The following is a 16,072-nucleotide window of genomic DNA, read 5'->3' on the forward strand; positions in this document are numbered from 1 at the left end:
CCCGTTCATCCATTCTCATTTTCTTCTTCACATGGTCAAAAATTCAGCAACAGGTCCCAATACGATGACAGGTAAAAAGGTCAACGCACCAATCAGCAGCACGACCCCGATCAGAATGGCTCCAAATAGCTTATTGTCCGTGCGCAGTGTCCCCGTCGTCACTGGAGTCGGTGCTTTGGCATTCAACGAAGCCGCCACAGCCAACAATGCAATCATAGATACATATCGTCCAAAGAACATAACCATCCCCGTTGTCACGTTCCAGAATACGTTGTTATCCGCAAGACCTTCAAATCCCGAACCGTTATTTGCGGCAGATGACGCATATTCATAGAGCACCTGAGTTAACCCGTGATAGCCAGGGTTAGTGACCGCATCGTATCCCCAATGACTCATAAACGCAAGCGCAGTTGGGGCGAGAATGAGAAACGGATGTACCAAAATGGCAATCGCGATCAGCTTCATTTCCTTGCCTTCAATTTTCCTTCCCATAAATTCTGGAGTTCTCCCGACCATCAGTCCGCATATAAACACACCCAGAATCGCATACATCAGCATATTCATCAGTCCGACACCCTTGCCGCCAAAAATGACGTTTAGCATCATTTCTCCCAAAGCAGCCATGCCACCCAGCGGAGTTAGTGTATCATGCATATTATTGACTGAACCTGTCGTTGCCGCTGTTGTGACCGCAGTGAATAAAGCCGATTGTCCAATGCCGAAACGAACCTCTTTCCCTTCCATGCTTCCCTGAGAAGCATCCACACCCAGTGTCTGGATTAACGGATTACCTGTCTTCTCAGACACATACGTAATGGATAGAAAAATAAGAAACAATACCATCATGGAGCTAAAAATAATCCAGCCCTGCTTACGATTACGAGCAAACAATCCAAAGGTATACGGCAACGAAGCCGGCATTACCCACATTGCCAAAATTTCCAGCACATTCGTCCAAGGACTTGGATTTTCAAAAGGATGCGCAGAGTTAGCTCCCGCATAACCGCCCCCGTTCGTCCCCAAATGCTTGATGGACTCCAGAGAAGCAATGGGTCCCATAGAAATCTGCTGCTGTGTTCCGCTCAGCGTCGTAATATCCGCCGTAGGCTGTAGTGTCTGCGGTACCTTCAATCCAACCAGCACCAGCGTAAGCACAAAGGCCAGCGGCAGAAAAATCCTTATGATGGCTTTAATAAAATCCTGAAAGAAATTGCCCATCCCTTCACCGCGCCGCGTCAATCCTCTCATAAAAGCCGCAGCAACCGCAAAACCGGAAGCAGCCGAAGTGAACATCATCATCGTGACGAACGCCATCTGTGTCAGATACGTAAGCCCGCTTTCTCCGCTATAATGTTGGAGATTCGTATTCGTCATAAAGCTGATTACTGTATTAAAAGCTAGTGATGCTTCCATATTACTGTTTCCAACCGGATTACCGGGAAGCATTCCCTGTAAACGCAACAGCAAGTAGCTGATCGCCACAAGAACGACATTCGTTGCAATGAAACTCATAACATACGTAGTCCAACGCATGCTCTCCAGCTTCTTCAATCCTACTACCTTATAAATCAGCTTTTCTGTTCCGCCAAAAATCCGATCCGTCCGATTGGGTTCATTCGAGAATACGTGATACATATAGGTGCCCACTGGCTTTACCAAGAGCAGCAATATGACGATCACAATTCCAATTTGAAGCAGCTCCATCCTCTATTCCTCCTCCAAAATGCTCCTACGTTTGGAACAACAGACCTGCTTCAGAGCACCAAACATGTGCACACGTTTGCGAAAACCTGCTACTTATGATGCTTACCATTCAGATCTGTTGTTCCACCCGCTCTATCCCCTATAGCTAACTAGAACTTTTCAGGGTTCAGGAGTGCGTAGATTAAATACATAAATACAATAGCCGTAAGCCCAAGTATAACGATCATCCTCTTCGTCCTCCTTTAGAGGTCTGCGCATCACACCAGCGTACAAACAGCAGTATCACTCCATAACTCACAGCCATGACGAGCAGCATGTATATATCCATCATGTTTATACCCTCCGTTCGGTCCTTAGATCGCCATTCTTATTTCATCATAAAATCATAAAACAACTATGTTATAAGTGCTTATCCGTTCAGCAGAAAACCCACCTCTCCGTTCAATGTGTAGATCACATGGTCCGCTCCCAATCCCCGATAAATTCCTTGTGGATTACAGCCGTGCGTAATAACATAGATCGATTCCGATGTTAGTGGCCGACATATTTGCAGGAAACGGCAAGTCAGATTCAAGCTGTTCTCGAACAAATACACACTACCAATTTCTTTTTTTGGAAAATTCCATTTTCCCGCTTGCATGGTATTGATGCGGACAATGTGCTCCACACCCATTTTTTTGAGTTGTCGTTCCTCCTGGGCGCTATTCGTGAGAACTGCAAACGCCAATTTTTTGAAAATAAGCAATTTCACAAAACTTCTGCCCGCTTCATTCGGTGCAGTGACAATAATTAACCGACCTTCCATCAGTAGCTCCTCTCCCGGTATAAAAAGACAACAAAAAGAAGCCGAAGGAAAAAGGCTTTCCTCCGGCTTCTTACATATCCATGATAAAATAAACCATGGCTGCACACGGCGGTTTGTTGCCTCTCCCTGTACGCTTACGAGGTTAGCTGTCGGATTCGGACGTGAGAGTCGCCCTATTTCTGGCACTTGACCGGAAAATTCACCCCATGAGACACACGGCTTCCGAAGCCGTACAGTCTCGATTGGTTCCCCCGCTTTTGCAACTGCAAAATTCAGCGCTATAGACATTTCGTTGTTGCTTCATTCAAGTTAATTTGAAATTACGTCTTGAATCATACACCCGCGCATGGAAGACTGTAAAGCATAACTGCGGGGTTATAAATCGGCCTTTAGAGCATAGAAGATTAATAATAACGCTTACAATACAATTATGCTTCTCACAGCTCCTTCAATCTCTGTTTTTCATCCCTTTTTGAAAATGACAAGCATGTCAATATTGGCGTAAGGTAAGGCGTTATTGGCCTTTTTTTGTAAAAAGAGAAGAAAATACGCTATATGTACCAGCTAAACACCGATTGAACCTGCTTTTATAAGAAGAAACACCTTAATTCGCTCCATTTGCGTTGCGATTTACTGTTTTGAACAAAATTCGATTTTACAGCGGCTGAAGGCTTAATACAGCTTTTCCAGACTTGCAACCCTTCTTTAAATTGCCTACAATTTAATTGCAGAATATCGAATTAGAAGGGATACCATAATCGTTTATGAATACGGCGCCAAAACCCTGCAAGGAAAAGAACTCCCTTTGGGATTCCCCAGCAACCAATTCGCCAAACAAGAGCCGGGTTCCAGTGAGGAAATTTCGGAGTTTTGCCAGATCAACTACGGGGTTACCTTTCCGATGTTCGTCAAGACAGATGTCAATGGTGATCAGGCACACCCTTTATTTCGCTACCTTCCCCACACCGCTCCAGGCGTATTAGGTGTCCAGAGAAAATAAAGTATTAGACTGGTCCCAGCTATAAGAACAGCGGTAGTCTTGGACGAGAAAATAAAGTCCTAGACTGCCGCTGCAATATTGAGCTAACGTTCTCCGTTAGTTGAATCCCAATCCTCTATGAAATATATTAATGATAGCGTGTTTGAAAGGACGAATCAAATGGCTAAAGAATTGTTTACGATTGGACACCTTGCTGAAAAATGAAGAAGAACATATTGAGTGGCTGCGTTTCATTAGCTGTTTGCGGGAAACGGGTTTGTCCATTTCGAAGTTGAAGAATTTTGTAGCACTCACTTACTGCCAAGCGACTTATATTTCATGTTTAATCCTACCAAACTAGCAGCAGTCAATCTGTTAGTGAGAGGCCGTTACTTTAATGTCATCCAATTTCGAAGGCTTAGGCTGCTTCAGTGCAAGGAAGGCACTTTGGGAGAGAAAATAAAAAAAACAGACATTATCATGGTCTGACCAAGCGAGAATTAAGTGCACGAATGGGAGTTGATGAAAAGACAATTCATAACTGGGAGCTTAACAAGACCAGCCCTAAAACTCAAAATCTAGATATGATCCACAAGTTTATAGAAATCTTTGCGAACTATGACATACAGTAAAATTGATGCTATAGCTTGTAAAAATATCTTTTTTTTTGATTCTTTATCTCGATTTCTGTTTTTAACAAACCAAGCTCCTGAATCTCCCCTAGGGAAAAATTCAAGAGCTTGTTCAATAGGTGCCGATGATCAAACGATCCGTACTCCCGGCGGTGCATCCACGCTTAAATCGATGTTTCCGTCATCGCCTTTGGCCCACTGGACCTTGATGGCTCCTTTCGGAGTGATGACCTCGCCCTTCGCCCAGTCCAAATAACCGGGAACCGGGTTGACGCGAACACTTGCATATCCCGGCTCCGCCGGTCTTACGCCCAAGATGACAGACGGAAGCTCATACAGGACGACCGCCCCCCATGCATGACAGTCACTGCGTTCGCTGACATCATCTTCCACGAGCGTCGTGAGCTTGTTCTTCAGCATATTTCTCCATAAGCCCCATAATTCATCGGTTCGTTCATAGAGTCCCACCTTCTCCAGCGCCCGGAACAGATAATATGCCATTGCCACGGAACACTTGGCCATGTGCTCATCGGCCAAAGCGATTTCCATCAGCCTGCGGGCTTCAGGGCCTGTAACCACATCCGTCAATACGGCGAATACTTGCGCGTGCTGGCTGTATTCCTCAAATCCCGGGCCGTCCTGAATCAGGCCGTCCTTGCCTGCACAGTGAGCGAGCACGGCACGTTTGATGCCTTCAGCTTTCTTCAGGAAACTTGCCGCCAAATCAGGCCGATTTGAATAACCGGCCAAATCCGCCGCCGCTTGCAGCCCCATCCGGTATAACAGCGAGTCGAAGGTGACGGGACCGTAACGAATCGCGTTCGGAACCCCTCTGTCCCAGGTCCTCACCCAATCGACGAAGGACCAATAGGGATCCCCCATGCCTCCCTCCGAAGTTTTCATCGTCAACCCGGTTTCATCCAGGCGATCATCGAAGAACCTGAGCACTCTCTCCACGGAAGGCAGCAGCTTCTCGACCAGCTTCCGGTCACCGAAATACATCATATGATCGTGAATCATTAAAATGTAGTAAATGGAGAACCCGGGGATCACGTTGGGGCCGGTAGAAGGATAGCAGCTGTTCGTCAAGCCGTCATAACGCTGGGATCGGAAAAAATCGTCGATGCACTTTGTCGCCAGCCGATCATCCGCGGCGATGGCATAAGTGAACAAAATTTGCGAGCGCGAGTCCATCGCATATTGCAGTTGCTCGTAATACGGGCAGTCCTCATAGGTTTCATGCATACAAAGACGCAAAGTCCGCTCACTGATGTCCCAGATTCCGGACAGCGAAGGATCAGAGGCTTCCGCCTTCGTCTGCACATCGAGCGGGTATCCGGTCTCGCGATAGCCCAAGCGGACGATCGTCAACGGCTCCGCTCCGGTTTCGACGGCCATTTGCACAAACCGGAAGGTCCGAAACCAGAAGGGCTCGTATTCTTCGGGCCGCTCCACAGAACCGAAGCCACCGATTTCGTATTCATCCGCCACGCCCGGCAAATAGCCGCTTTGGAAATCGGTGCGATCTCCCTTGAAGAAAACCGCAGGACGGGCCGCCTGGTCATCTACAGGGTAAACATAAGCTTCCGCACAAAGAACGGAAAGCTTGGCACCTCTTCCTCCGGCAAATGCCATCTCCAAAAATCCGGTCGTCTCCGCCCCGGCGCTAATCTCCACAACAGCCTTTGTACCGGCCGGAATCGTTAACGCTTCTTCTTCTCCGATCAGTTTCTCCCATGCCTTAACATCGGTTTCCGGCGTTCTTGCGCATACCACGCTATCGAAGCTTCGCGGCTTCTCAAACATAAAGGGGATCGGTCTTGGACTTAACCCGCCGGGACTGACCGCCTTTTTGACGCCGGATTGCGGATAAGCAAACACATGACCCCATTCCAGGTCGGAATAACCCTCTTGCTTCCAGCCAAAAGACCGGGCATCCCCTTTCGCCTGTTCCGTAATTTGCAGCGGTTCGAAATAGGGATTGCCTTTGCCTACACGGATGTGATCCGCATAGAAGCATTTCCAGGTATCATCCGTGCCGAACGTGAGACGCTCTTCATTTTGCAGCATAATTGTCCCGTCCGCATAAAACCCCGGCATTTCCGTTCTCCACACCGAATGATTGCCCTTATCATGCTCTTGGGGATAGCGCAGCACAATAGCTGCGAAGACGTTGACACCCTGGCGCAGTTCCTTGGACACATCGATCTCGTCATAATACCAGACGTGACAGTCGCCCTTACAAGGTCCTTGCGCCACGGAAACCCCATTAACATAAAGCCTGTACCGTGAATCGGCACTGATCTTAAACACCGCAGATTTCACGCCCTGCTCCAGCACAAGCTCCTTGCGAAAAAAAATAATTGCAGCCCGATTCCGATCATAAGCGTCCCGGGTCCAAATCCAATGGCTGTGACTTCCAGTTGATCGTAAACTCATCTGAATTGGCGAGCCCCGTCCGGCCATGTATGCCAAACGGGGCTCTTCCTCCCTTCCTGCTGTGCAGTTTTATCCTTTTACGGCTCCAATGGTGATGCCTTTGACAAAGTATTTCTGGAAGAACGGATACAATGCCAGAATCGGCACCATTCCCACGACGGCAATGGCCATGCGGATGCCAGAGCTTGGCAATTCCGTGTTCACCTTCTGACTAACCGTGCTGCTGCTCAAAAATTGAATATCCGTTAAAATCCGGTTCAGCACATTTTGCAGGCTGAATAATTTGGGATCTGTTAAAAAATACAAGCCATTGGTCCAGTCATTCCAATAACCGATCCCGAGCATCAGACCCACCGTAGCCAGAATCGGCAGCGACAAAGGCATAATGATGTGAAAAAATGTCTTGTATTCTCCAGCCCCGTCAATCTCCGCCGCTTCGATCAGTTCGGGAGGAATGTTATTGGAATAATAGTTTTTCATCAAAATGACATAAAACGCACTGACAAGCAAATTCGGAAAAATAAGCGCATAGATCGTATTTTTAATATGGAAAAATTGCGTCCACATCAGATAGGAAGGAACCAGTCCTCCATTGAATAGCATCGTGAAGAATACGATAAACGAGAATACATTCCGTTTCGAAAAATCCCTTCTCGACAGCGGATAAGCCAGCATGGCCGTAATTATGAGTCCCAATGCGGTTCCGACAACGGTCACCAGTAGCGTAATTCCGTAAGCCCGCAACAGCATAGGGGCCTGCTCAAACAGATATTCATAGGATTTCAAGCTGAACTTCTCTGGAAAAAAAGAGTAGCCGTTTAAAGTCAAGGTCGTCTCGTCGGTAAACGAGGAGATCACAAGCAGCAAAAACGGCAAAATGCTCGCGAGCGCCAGGATCATCAATACGAGATGAATCCCGGCCTGAAACCAGAAATTTCGCTGTTGGGTCATTTCATTCACCTCCTAGAACAGGGCATTGTCCTTATCCACTCTTCGGACGATATAATTGGCCAGCAAGACAAGGAAGAAACCAACAATGGATTGGTAAGCGCCCGCTGCTGAAGACATGCCGATATCATTCATTTGCAATAAGCCGCGGTATACATAGGTGTCGATCACATTGGTTGTGCTGTATAGCGCCCCTGAATTCAGCGGAACTTGATAGAAGAGGCCGAAGTCAGCGTAGAAAATTTTTCCGATCGATATCAGCACCAGCACAATAACGGTGGGTTTGAGCAACGGCAGCGTAATCGAGGTGATCTGCTTCCATTTGCCGGCCCCGTCGATTTCCGCCGATTCATACAAGGAGCGGTCGATCCCGATGATTGCGGCGAGATAGATAATACAGGAATAGCCAAGGCCCTTCCACAAATGAGTAAAGGTCAATATGAAGGGCCAATAAACAGGTTCCGCATACCAGGAAACCGGGTCTATACCCAACATTGGCAGAAGACTATTGTTCAACAGGCCGGTATCCACGCTCAAAAAGGCATAACCGATATAAGCCACGATAATGATAGAAATCAATTGAGGCAACAGCAGAACCGTCTGATAAAACCGGGAAAAAAACTTTCTAGTCACTTCGCTGAGCAAGATACCTACAGCAACACCCAGAACGGTTCCTAGTATAATAAAAGCCACATTGTACAGCAACGTATTGCGAGTAATGATCCAGGCGTCCGAAGTGCTAAAAAGATATTTAAAGTTGTTGAAGCCCGCCCAATCACTATTAAAAATCCCTTTGGAATAATCGACATCCTTGAAGGCAATGAACAAACCGGCCATCGGCACATAATTGTTAATGAACAGATACAACAAACCGGGCATCATCATCAAATACATGGGAATACTTGTTTTTCTCTTACTGCGGGTTCCGGACAAATATGCTCCTCCTTACTTTACTTGCTTCAATTAACGCAAGGAACTTTTGGCTTCACTTTTTACCGTTGGCTTCGACCCATGCATCCAGTTGCTTTTGTTTCTCGGCGATGATCTTGTCGATACCTGCAGCCTTCAGCTTGGAAAGAAACTCCGGCAAAACCTGATCCGGATCAACGCTTCCCGATTCAAGCGCCGGGCGGTATTGATTGCTCGCATTGGTCACGTTGGCAATTTCGGTCTTGACCTTGGAACTGTCGTAAGAAAAACCGAGCGCGATTGAAATTGGAGCGTTCTTATTGTTTTTCTCCAATATTTTATAGTTGTTTGGATCGTTTCCTTCCCACACATGAGCGATCAATTGATTGCCCATGAGCCAGTCCTGACCCAAGCCGTACCCGGTATTACTGGAATTCACTCCATCAGGGTAGCCGATCGTTCCGTCCTTCTTCTTCACATAGTGCTTTCCCTCAACTCCCCAGTCGATCAGGTTGATAACATCGGGGTTGGTGTAGGTCAGGTTCAAGAATTTCATCGCCGCTTCAGGATTTTGTGAAGTAATCGGTACCACCCAGGTCAATCCCTGAATAACCGAGGAGGTAATCAAAGGCTCCTGTAATTTCTTGGTGACGAATGAAAATCCGGTGTTCCGGGTCAACTGGGTGTCTTGACCGACTTCCCCGTTCACAAATTGGGAGAAGCCTTTCCCTGCTTTGAACAAATTGACGGCCGTTTCGTTCGTTGTCGCTGCATCCTTTAGCACGTAGCCTTTTTGATACCAATCCCGCATTGTCTTGAGCAGCGATTTATACTCTTCGGTCTCATAGAGGTTAACCACCTTGTAGTTGTCGTTCCCCATGATCACCCCAAAACCGTCGCCAAGACCATCATACTGGGAATGCATTAACAGACTGGAAGGAGTTAAAATGATATTGCCTGTACTGGCCGGAACGAGCATGGACATTTGCGGTTCGTTGTTAGCTACCGTTTCGTAAATCTTCGCAATATCCTCCAAGGTGTTCACATTGTCGATACTCAGCCCATATTTATCCAAAATATCCTTTCTCATCGCGATGTTCGGAACAGAGGCTTTTCCGTTGCCTACCGTTACCCCGTAAATTTTCCCGTCCACCGTTGTTCCTTTAAGAAATTTCTCGCCAACCGCGGACTTGATTCCCTGACCATGCTGCTCCAGCAAGTCGGTAATATCCCTCAGTTGTCTTTGGGCGACCATCGGGCTGAAATAGGTATCGAGGGTCGGCATCAGATCCAGCTTCTCCCCGCCTGAAATCATCAAATTAACCTGTTGCCTCCAACTGCCAGCATTGATCGGCAGAAGCTTCACCTTCACATTAATTTCCGGGATTGATATTTTGTTGACCTCATCCTCGATAAGCTGCATATCACTGGGGATGTTGCCGAATACGGGAAATCCATAAACAATTTCATCCGGCTGACTTGCCGCGGAATTGCCCGGCGTTCCCGCACTGTCGCTGTTCCCTCCGCCGCAAGCGGATAACAGCATGGCCATCAATGTGAATACGGCCAGAATTATACGCGTTCTTTTCATCTTGCTCTCCCCTTTACCTTCGTTTTGTTGTTAAAGCCTTGCTATTTATTTATTGTAAACGCTAACATAATGGAGACGCATTCACCCTGGCGACTTAAACTAATACATTTCCGACCATCCGCTAACCATTCATTTGCATTCCGTAATGAAAACAATCCCATATATTGATGGGATTGTTCTTATACGACTTCTTTTATTCCATTTCCGACTTCTGATGCTGTCTTCGATATTCCGACGGAGCATATCCTGTCGTTTTTTTGAACAGCTTGGAGAAATAAGCCAGGTTATCGTAACCGACTTGGCTGGCTACCGTACGGACCGGCAAATCCGACCGTTTCAGCAGTATCATCGACTTTTTGATCCTAGTGTCCGTGATATATTCCATAATGGACCTTCCGGTGGACTTCCTGAAAAGGCGGGTCAAGTAATCGGAATTGAGAAAAACAAGGCCGGCGAGCTCATCCCGCGTGATTTCGTTATGCAAATTGGCATCAATATACTTCTTCACTTTATCGATGACCGTTTGCGACTTGGCAACTTCCTGCGAATAATCAGCTGCCTTTCCGATGAAATAATGAACCCAGCGGATCATCTGTTCCATGGCTGTCGTAGCCTTGCGATACAACTCCTGCGACTCAGGGTCCAGGAACAGCCGATGCGCTTGAACCCCTTGCTGCTCCAAAAAAGCATAAACGAATTGCAAAACATCTTGTTGCAGCAGACTCAGCGTTTCAAAAGTAAGCTGCCCTTTAGCCGCCAAATTGCGAATGTAATGATCCATTTCATGCTGCAATTTTTCCTTGTCGCCGTTTTCAAGCAGCTCCGTCCATTGCGGATGGGGTGCCGATAAGGCTGCGTAAGCGAAGCTGCCCACGCTTTGCCACTCATTCAGGCCAATGATTTTACCGGTCATCGTCACATTGTTTTTATCAATCTCCAGCAGCCGGTTCACCATATCGCTCAACTGTTCTCCAAAGATAAAGTCACCGACGTAGCAGTTCACCGTACATCCCAAATATTGTTGACAAGCGTCTATCACTTTCCGGCATGTTTCTCTTATTTGATGTTCATCCTGCGAGTCAGGGGCTTCCGGCAAAATCGCCAGCAACTGGCCGTTTAAGATCAGAACAGCATTCGGATTCACGGCTTCGAGGAGGATTTCGCTCGCGATATTTTTTAAAGCGTAATCAAGCAGATGAGGATTCCAGCTCTTCAGCTTGGTCACCAGTCTTTTCGGAATAATCAATACAGGCAAATATCGCTCGTCCAGCTGGTAATCTACGTTTCTTTTCTGGGCTTCCCGGGCAATTTCTTCAGGCTTGCCGGACAAACGCCCCCTGATCAGATCGGACCAGAAGCTTTCGGCCAACGCCGGCTGGTTTTTGATCCAATACTCTCCGTATTCGCTATAAGTTTTCAAGCGCCTTGCCGATACGATTTGGGAAGCGGCTTTGAACACCGCCTGCTCCAGTTCCTCAAACGGAATCGGCTTGATCAGATAATCAAAACTGCCCAGTTGAATCGCTTTTTTGGCAAATTCGAATTCCGCATGACAGGTCAGCAAAATGCTCTCCATATCCGGAAAGTTTAGTTTTATCCATTGAAGCAGTTCCAGCCCGCTGCCCTGAGGCATCTCGATATCGCAAACGGCAATGTCGGGCTTGCTCTGGGATATGATATCCTTGGCATGCGCGATATTATACGCCATAAACACCTCTTCAATCCCAATCTTCTCCCAATTAATGGTATACTTGATCGCTCGGACAGTCTGGATTTCATCATCTATAATAATCACTTTCATAATCCATTCGGCTCCATTTCTGCGGGGATTACAATTTCGATGCGGGCCCCGCCGTTTTCGCGGTTGCTGGCAGTTACGCTGGCTTTGTCGCCGTACATTAACTTCAGTCTTTGCTTGATATTCCAAATCCCGATGCGCTCTCCGTCCTCTTTGTGGCCGCTATAGGAACGAATTTGCTCTAACGCCTCGGGAGAAAAGCCTTCCCCGCTATCCTCGATGACGATGCAGGCAAGCTTGTCCTGATTATTCTCAAGCAGGAATCCCTTAATATGCACCTCGATCGATTCGTATATATCGAAAGCATGCTTCACTATATTTTCGATAAACGTATGCAGAATCAACGGCGGGAGACGCAAATTCATAAGCGACGGATCGGTGTCGATGTAGCATACCAGATTATCTCCGGATCGAATTTGCTGGATCTGCAAGTAGTTCTGAACATGCTTTAATTCATCTTCAAACCGGACGAGGGAGAAGTTCCCTCTGACCATATATCGCAAATAGTTCGACAAGCATCTCGCCATGTCCTGAATCATCCGGTAATCCTTCATCTGAGCCATGCTGTAGATCGTATTGAAAGCGTTTAAGTAAAAATGCGGCTTGATCTGCGACTGAAGATACTGAAGCTCGGCCTTTTGTTTCTGCAGTTGTTCTTCGTAAACGTCGATCTTAAGCTGGCTGATTTGGGAAGTAAAGCGGTTGAACGTGTCGATCAACAGCATAAACTCGTACGGATGCTCTTCTCCCTTAATGTTATGGCTCATGTCTCCGCCTTCCATCTTTTTGATGGCATGCTTCAATTTTGTAATCGGCCTGAAGATCCATTTCTGCAACAGGATATAGGTTAACGGAATACAAAGAATGGATAACAAAGCGATGATAAAAATGATGATCTGGATACGGTCAAGCCCCTCCAGTATGCTCTTTTCATTACCAACAGCCGTTAAACGAAAGCCTCCCTGCCTTGATTCCTGGCCCACTACCATAAATTTGTTGTCGGCTCCGGTGAAATAGTATTTTTCCAAATCGCCAGACAAGTCGATCTTGTGGTTTTCGATAAATTCAGCGTTGTTCAGGGGAACTCCCTGCTCGCTGGCCAGAATGAACGAGTCGGTTCGCTCTAGGTTTATGCCATTCAGATAATGGACGAAAGTATCCGTGTTTACCCACGCGCCTATATAGGTGCTCCCCGTATTGAATATCCTGATGAGATAGTGCGAGGAGTTGATGGAAGCCGGAAACCAGCGCTCACCCGCAAAACTGTCGCCCTCGTTGATGATCCCCATCGTATATTTGGATACGGCGATTCTTTCGGGATAGTTTGTCCGGGAACTAAAAGAATATAAATAATCATCAGTTAGCTTTGAATAAATAAACAGTCCGTCGATCATCTTGTAGAAGGAGTTCGCTTGCACCAGATCATCCCTTAATCCGCTCTTGGCAACCTCTCTCACCCCGATATCCTCATTTTCAAAATTCGAAATACTTAAATCATAAGTCAGCATCCTCAGCATATAATCATCGACATTTCTCAATTCGGCGTCAATTTCATTCATATAAAGAGCGACGGTTTCTTTTTTGGACTCCGATATTTTATTATGCAATACATTAATTGAATATAAATTATCGAATACCAGGAAAAACACCAGCGGGATGATCAGCAACTGTGACCCCAGCGTAAGCTTGAAAGTTAATGTTTTGGTCATATTCGTCCAGTCGATCTTGCGCATCCGCTTCACCCGTCTTCCGTAAATTTGCCGCCTGGAACAAAGGCCGCCCATATCAAGTTCTCCTTGAATATAGCGCAAAGTTCTCCGCGCCTCAAGCGTTGAGAATAAGGGCGAACCCTGAACACCCCCTTGCTGGCGGTCGAGACGGCTATTGGCGGCGAAAAAACTCCCCGAAGCATTAAATGGAATTTTACGAAATTCTTAATCATACGAGAAGGTAACGTATTTAAGCGCTATGTACCGCAAACAACTCCGGATAAGCTGGCAGGAGTATTGAAAAGCTCTTGCAGCAAAAATGAGCTCTTAAACCAAAAAAAGCATCCCTTCACACAAAACGTGTCAGGATGCTTTTTTGATTATTGTTTTATGGTAATCGTGTCTTACATATAATGCGGTCGAGAGGACTCGAACCTCCACGGGCGTACGCCCACTACCCCCTCAAGATAGCGTGTCTGCCATTCCACCACGACCGCAAATCATAATGTTTTGAGGCAACAGATTTATTATACTCTCTCATCAACTATTTGTAAACAAAAAATATAATAATCATTTTATATGTTATTTTAACTAACATATATGAGCGATAAGAATATTTAATTTGACACAAAAGTGATTTAAATGTAAATATAAATTACATATAATTCGAATATATCCGTTACCCCTAAGTACAAAGTAAAATAATATAACATTAGTATTCACTTCGAGGAGGCGAACCGCTCTGCATAAAGGCAACCGCTTGCTGAACTATGCATTAATGTTGGACCCTTCCCTACCTGTTGGTGGCTTCACCCGTTTTAACGGACTGGAGAAACTATTCCGTAACGGACGTTTGAGCAGTCTACAAGACCTGGAACATTACATGCTGGATGATCTGTATCCTCAATTTACAACCGTTGACGGCATGGCTATCAAAAGTCTGTATGTCGCCATTCAGCAGAATGACGGTTGGCGGATCGCCCTCATTGATAAGATGCTGCATACCCAACGTCCCTCCTTGCAGCATGTGAAGGAGTCGCGTCTATCCGGTCAGCGTCTACTCAAGCTCGCTAAGGCTCTTTATCCTTGGCTTGAATTTGACCAGTTGGAATCCATACTCATTCAATACAATACGATTGGCACACTCGCTACCGTTCACACCTGGATTAACTTCCTCCTCGGAAACGATGTAGAACAGACCGTTCACGGCTATCTTAGCGCAGCGGTGTCCTTCTGTGTGGAAGACGCCTTCAAACTACTCAATCCTCCTTACGAGGAAAAGAACCCTCTTATGGAGCGTATGACTAGCGAGCTGCTCTCCGCATGGAAGAAGCTTAACGAACCTGAGCCAACCGCATTTCAGCGTCGCCTTCTTCACAGACATTGGTCCAGCTCCTACATCACTCTACCACTTTATATGAGTCATAATAGCCAATGGGATGAACCTAGACTGTTTCTCTCTCCCGGCCTCCCCAAACGCCTTCCAGCATCCCCCTGATGCCTCATTTCACCAATCAGTCTGCAGCACCAAAAGCACTCTACCGCTTTCCTCAAGTGGCAGAGTGCTTTTTTTATCCAGGCATAACCGGCAATTCCACATCGTTAACGGGCTTGATGGATGATTCAGGTCACCTGGCACTTCACGATTTCGTAAAATTCCCACTTATTTAAGTAATTAATTGAATGAAATAACGTATTTCCGATTGTAAAAACACGTATAAAAGTGTATCATGGTTTCAGATGGTTAATTCTAACATGTTTACTGATGATTATTATAACACACCAATTATTCCGCAAGAATCCGTAAGGGGCGATTTCTCTTGAACAACAAAATGCCTGTCACCTCCTTCGGGTGGGCCATCAAACAACGGCTTGTCGAACTTCGACTGGATCAGAAAACATTTTGTGAGACACACAATATTCCGCCTTCACGCTTGTCCAATCTGATTCACGGCACCCGCAAAGCACAAAGGTACAGAAAACAAGTTGCTGCAATTCTGAACATCGACGATAACGATTATAAGGAGGCACCGCCACTCTAAACCCAACAAGCATTCCAGTTACATATAGGTCATTCCATATCACCAAGAAACCAAATAAACCCGTAAAGCGAACCCCTCCAGTTCGTTTACGGGTTTTCAACCCAGACGATCTTTAGCCAAAAAATTATTCCGGCTTTGTTTTATCCTTCTCACTTTTTCGCTTACGGTATTTCGCAAATTCAACATATTCTAAAATAAAATTCTGTTCTTCCGTCTCAAGATCTTCTGCCTGGCAATTCAGTGGCCCCATCACTCCAAAAAAATAAGCAGCCTTCTGCTCCTGAAGTACGCCTTCTCCTGGCTTAATCCCTTTCATTAACCAATCGAGCGATACATTAAAAAAGTCCGAAATCTGAATCAAATGGGTGGTACCCGGCGTTGTTTTACCTCTTCTCCAATCACCGAGATTCCCTGAACTGATTTTAAGTTTTTCGCAAAATGCCTTCTTGGTCATTCCCCGATCCTTAATCAAAGCTTCAATCCGCTGATAAATAGTTTGATCTCCCAAAATATTTC

The 16,072-nt window shown here is 46.2% G+C and carries 13 protein-coding genes, 1 tRNA gene, 1 pseudogene and 1 riboswitch; of the genes and pseudogenes, 4 read left to right on the forward strand and 11 right to left on the reverse strand.

The window, feature by feature from the left end; genetic code table 11:
• Window positions 1–27: 27 nt before the first annotated feature.
• From kdpA to AC5ELV_RS04655, 3 genes are all read right to left on the reverse strand, one after another.
• Window positions 28–1,704, reverse strand: coding sequence for a potassium-transporting ATPase subunit KdpA (kdpA, locus tag AC5ELV_RS04645; protein WP_493429294.1), 1,677 nt, complete (start codon window positions 1,702–1,704; stop codon window positions 28–30).
• Between the two features lie 149 nt (window positions 1,705–1,853).
• Window positions 1,854–1,931 (reverse strand): potassium-transporting ATPase subunit F, encoded by a 78-nt coding sequence (locus AC5ELV_RS04650; protein WP_071559652.1) that lies wholly within the window; start codon window positions 1,929–1,931, stop codon window positions 1,854–1,856.
• Between the two features lie 182 nt (window positions 1,932–2,113).
• On the reverse strand, window positions 2,114–2,509 hold the full coding sequence (locus tag AC5ELV_RS04655; RefSeq protein ID WP_023987603.1) for a hypothetical protein: 396 nt from the start codon (window positions 2,507–2,509) through the stop codon (window positions 2,114–2,116).
• Between the two features lie 115 nt (window positions 2,510–2,624).
• A riboswitch (cyclic di-AMP (ydaO/yuaA leader) is annotated at window positions 2,625–2,797 on the reverse strand.
• A 466-nt stretch (window positions 2,798–3,263) separates the two neighbouring features.
• Between AC5ELV_RS04655 and AC5ELV_RS04660 the strand changes: the two are divergent.
• Both AC5ELV_RS04660 and AC5ELV_RS04665 read left to right on the forward strand, forming a co-directional pair.
• A pseudogene (locus AC5ELV_RS04660) lies at window positions 3,264–3,494 on the forward strand (glutathione peroxidase); the annotation flags it as partial.
• A gap of 425 nt (window positions 3,495–3,919) precedes the next feature.
• Window positions 3,920–4,120, forward strand: coding sequence for a helix-turn-helix domain-containing protein (locus AC5ELV_RS04665; protein ID WP_493429295.1), 201 nt, complete (start codon window positions 3,920–3,922; stop codon window positions 4,118–4,120).
• A gap of 129 nt (window positions 4,121–4,249) precedes the next feature.
• Here AC5ELV_RS04665 and AC5ELV_RS04670 read toward each other — a convergent pair whose 3' ends face one another.
• The 7 genes from AC5ELV_RS04670 to AC5ELV_RS04700 all read right to left on the reverse strand — a co-directional run bounded on the left by AC5ELV_RS04670 (window position 4,250) and on the right by AC5ELV_RS04700 (window position 14,011).
• Window positions 4,250–6,586, reverse strand: coding sequence for an alpha-L-rhamnosidase-related protein (locus tag AC5ELV_RS04670; protein ID WP_493429350.1), 2,337 nt, complete (start codon window positions 6,584–6,586; stop codon window positions 4,250–4,252).
• A 42-nt stretch (window positions 6,587–6,628) separates the two neighbouring features.
• On the reverse strand, window positions 6,629–7,510 hold the full coding sequence (locus AC5ELV_RS04675; protein WP_493429296.1) for a carbohydrate ABC transporter permease: 882 nt from the start codon (window positions 7,508–7,510) through the stop codon (window positions 6,629–6,631).
• A 12-nt stretch (window positions 7,511–7,522) separates the two neighbouring features.
• Window positions 7,523–8,392 carry an ABC transporter permease gene (locus tag AC5ELV_RS04680; protein WP_493429351.1) on the reverse strand — a complete coding sequence of 290 codons (870 nt, stop codon included), beginning with the start codon at window positions 8,390–8,392 and terminating at the stop codon, window positions 7,523–7,525.
• 100 nt (window positions 8,393–8,492) lie between these two features.
• Window positions 8,493–10,007 carry an ABC transporter substrate-binding protein gene (locus AC5ELV_RS04685; RefSeq protein WP_493429297.1) on the reverse strand — a complete coding sequence of 505 codons (1,515 nt, stop codon included), beginning with the start codon at window positions 10,005–10,007 and terminating at the stop codon, window positions 8,493–8,495.
• Window positions 10,008–10,200: 193 nt separating this feature from the next.
• Window positions 10,201–11,808 carry a response regulator transcription factor gene (locus tag AC5ELV_RS04690; protein WP_493429298.1) on the reverse strand — a complete coding sequence of 536 codons (1,608 nt, stop codon included), beginning with the start codon at window positions 11,806–11,808 and terminating at the stop codon, window positions 10,201–10,203.
• Window positions 11,805–13,589 carry a sensor histidine kinase gene (locus AC5ELV_RS04695; RefSeq protein ID WP_493429299.1) on the reverse strand — a complete coding sequence of 595 codons (1,785 nt, stop codon included), beginning with the start codon at window positions 13,587–13,589 and terminating at the stop codon, window positions 11,805–11,807. The genes AC5ELV_RS04690 and AC5ELV_RS04695 overlap by 4 nt, the downstream gene beginning before the upstream one ends.
• 339 nt (window positions 13,590–13,928) lie before the next feature.
• Window positions 13,929–14,011: transfer RNA gene (locus tag AC5ELV_RS04700), tRNA-Leu, on the reverse strand.
• A 263-nt stretch (window positions 14,012–14,274) separates the two neighbouring features.
• Between AC5ELV_RS04700 and AC5ELV_RS04705 the strand changes: the two genes are divergently transcribed.
• Together AC5ELV_RS04705 and AC5ELV_RS04710 are read left to right on the forward strand one after the other, a co-directional pair.
• Window positions 14,275–15,012, forward strand: coding sequence for an urease accessory protein UreF (locus AC5ELV_RS04705; RefSeq protein WP_493429300.1), 738 nt, complete (start codon window positions 14,275–14,277; stop codon window positions 15,010–15,012).
• A gap of 322 nt (window positions 15,013–15,334) precedes the next feature.
• Window positions 15,335–15,556, forward strand: a complete 222-nt coding sequence (locus tag AC5ELV_RS04710; RefSeq protein ID WP_069291380.1) for a Rha family transcriptional regulator — start codon at window positions 15,335–15,337, stop codon at window positions 15,554–15,556.
• Window positions 15,557–15,680: 124 nt separating this feature from the next.
• Here the strand turns inward: AC5ELV_RS04710 and AC5ELV_RS04715 are convergent, their stop codons facing one another.
• Window positions 15,681–16,064 carry a helix-turn-helix domain-containing protein gene (locus AC5ELV_RS04715; protein WP_279831776.1) on the reverse strand — a complete coding sequence of 128 codons (384 nt, stop codon included), beginning with the start codon at window positions 16,062–16,064 and terminating at the stop codon, window positions 15,681–15,683.
• Between the last annotated feature and the right edge of the window lie 8 nt (window positions 16,065–16,072).

This window comes from Paenibacillus sp. NMA1017 (genome assembly GCF_058895805.1).

Excerpts from the sequence above, each read along its gene's own strand:
- AC5ELV_RS04680 (WP_493429351.1), bottom strand. The coding sequence starts at position 8,392 with ATGATGATGCCCGGTTTGTTGTATCTGTTCATTAACAATTATGTGCCG.
- AC5ELV_RS04650 (WP_071559652.1), bottom strand. The coding sequence starts at position 1,931 with ATGATCGTTATACTTGGGCTTACGGCTATTGTATTTATGTATTTAATC.
- AC5ELV_RS04670 (WP_493429350.1), bottom strand. The coding sequence starts at position 6,586 with ATGGCCGGACGGGGCTCGCCAATTCAGATGAGTTTACGATCAACTGGA.
- AC5ELV_RS04690 (WP_493429298.1), bottom strand. The coding sequence starts at position 11,808 with ATGAAAGTGATTATTATAGATGATGAAATCCAGACTGTCCGAGCGATC.
- AC5ELV_RS04695 (WP_493429299.1), bottom strand. The coding sequence starts at position 13,589 with ATGGGCGGCCTTTGTTCCAGGCGGCAAATTTACGGAAGACGGGTGAAG.
- AC5ELV_RS04685 (WP_493429297.1), bottom strand. The coding sequence starts at position 10,007 with ATGAAAAGAACGCGTATAATTCTGGCCGTATTCACATTGATGGCCATG.
- kdpA (WP_493429294.1), bottom strand. The coding sequence starts at position 1,704 with ATGGAGCTGCTTCAAATTGGAATTGTGATCGTCATATTGCTGCTCTTG.
- AC5ELV_RS04675 (WP_493429296.1), bottom strand. The coding sequence starts at position 7,510 with ATGACCCAACAGCGAAATTTCTGGTTTCAGGCCGGGATTCATCTCGTA.
- AC5ELV_RS04655 (WP_023987603.1), bottom strand. The coding sequence starts at position 2,509 with ATGGAAGGTCGGTTAATTATTGTCACTGCACCGAATGAAGCGGGCAGA.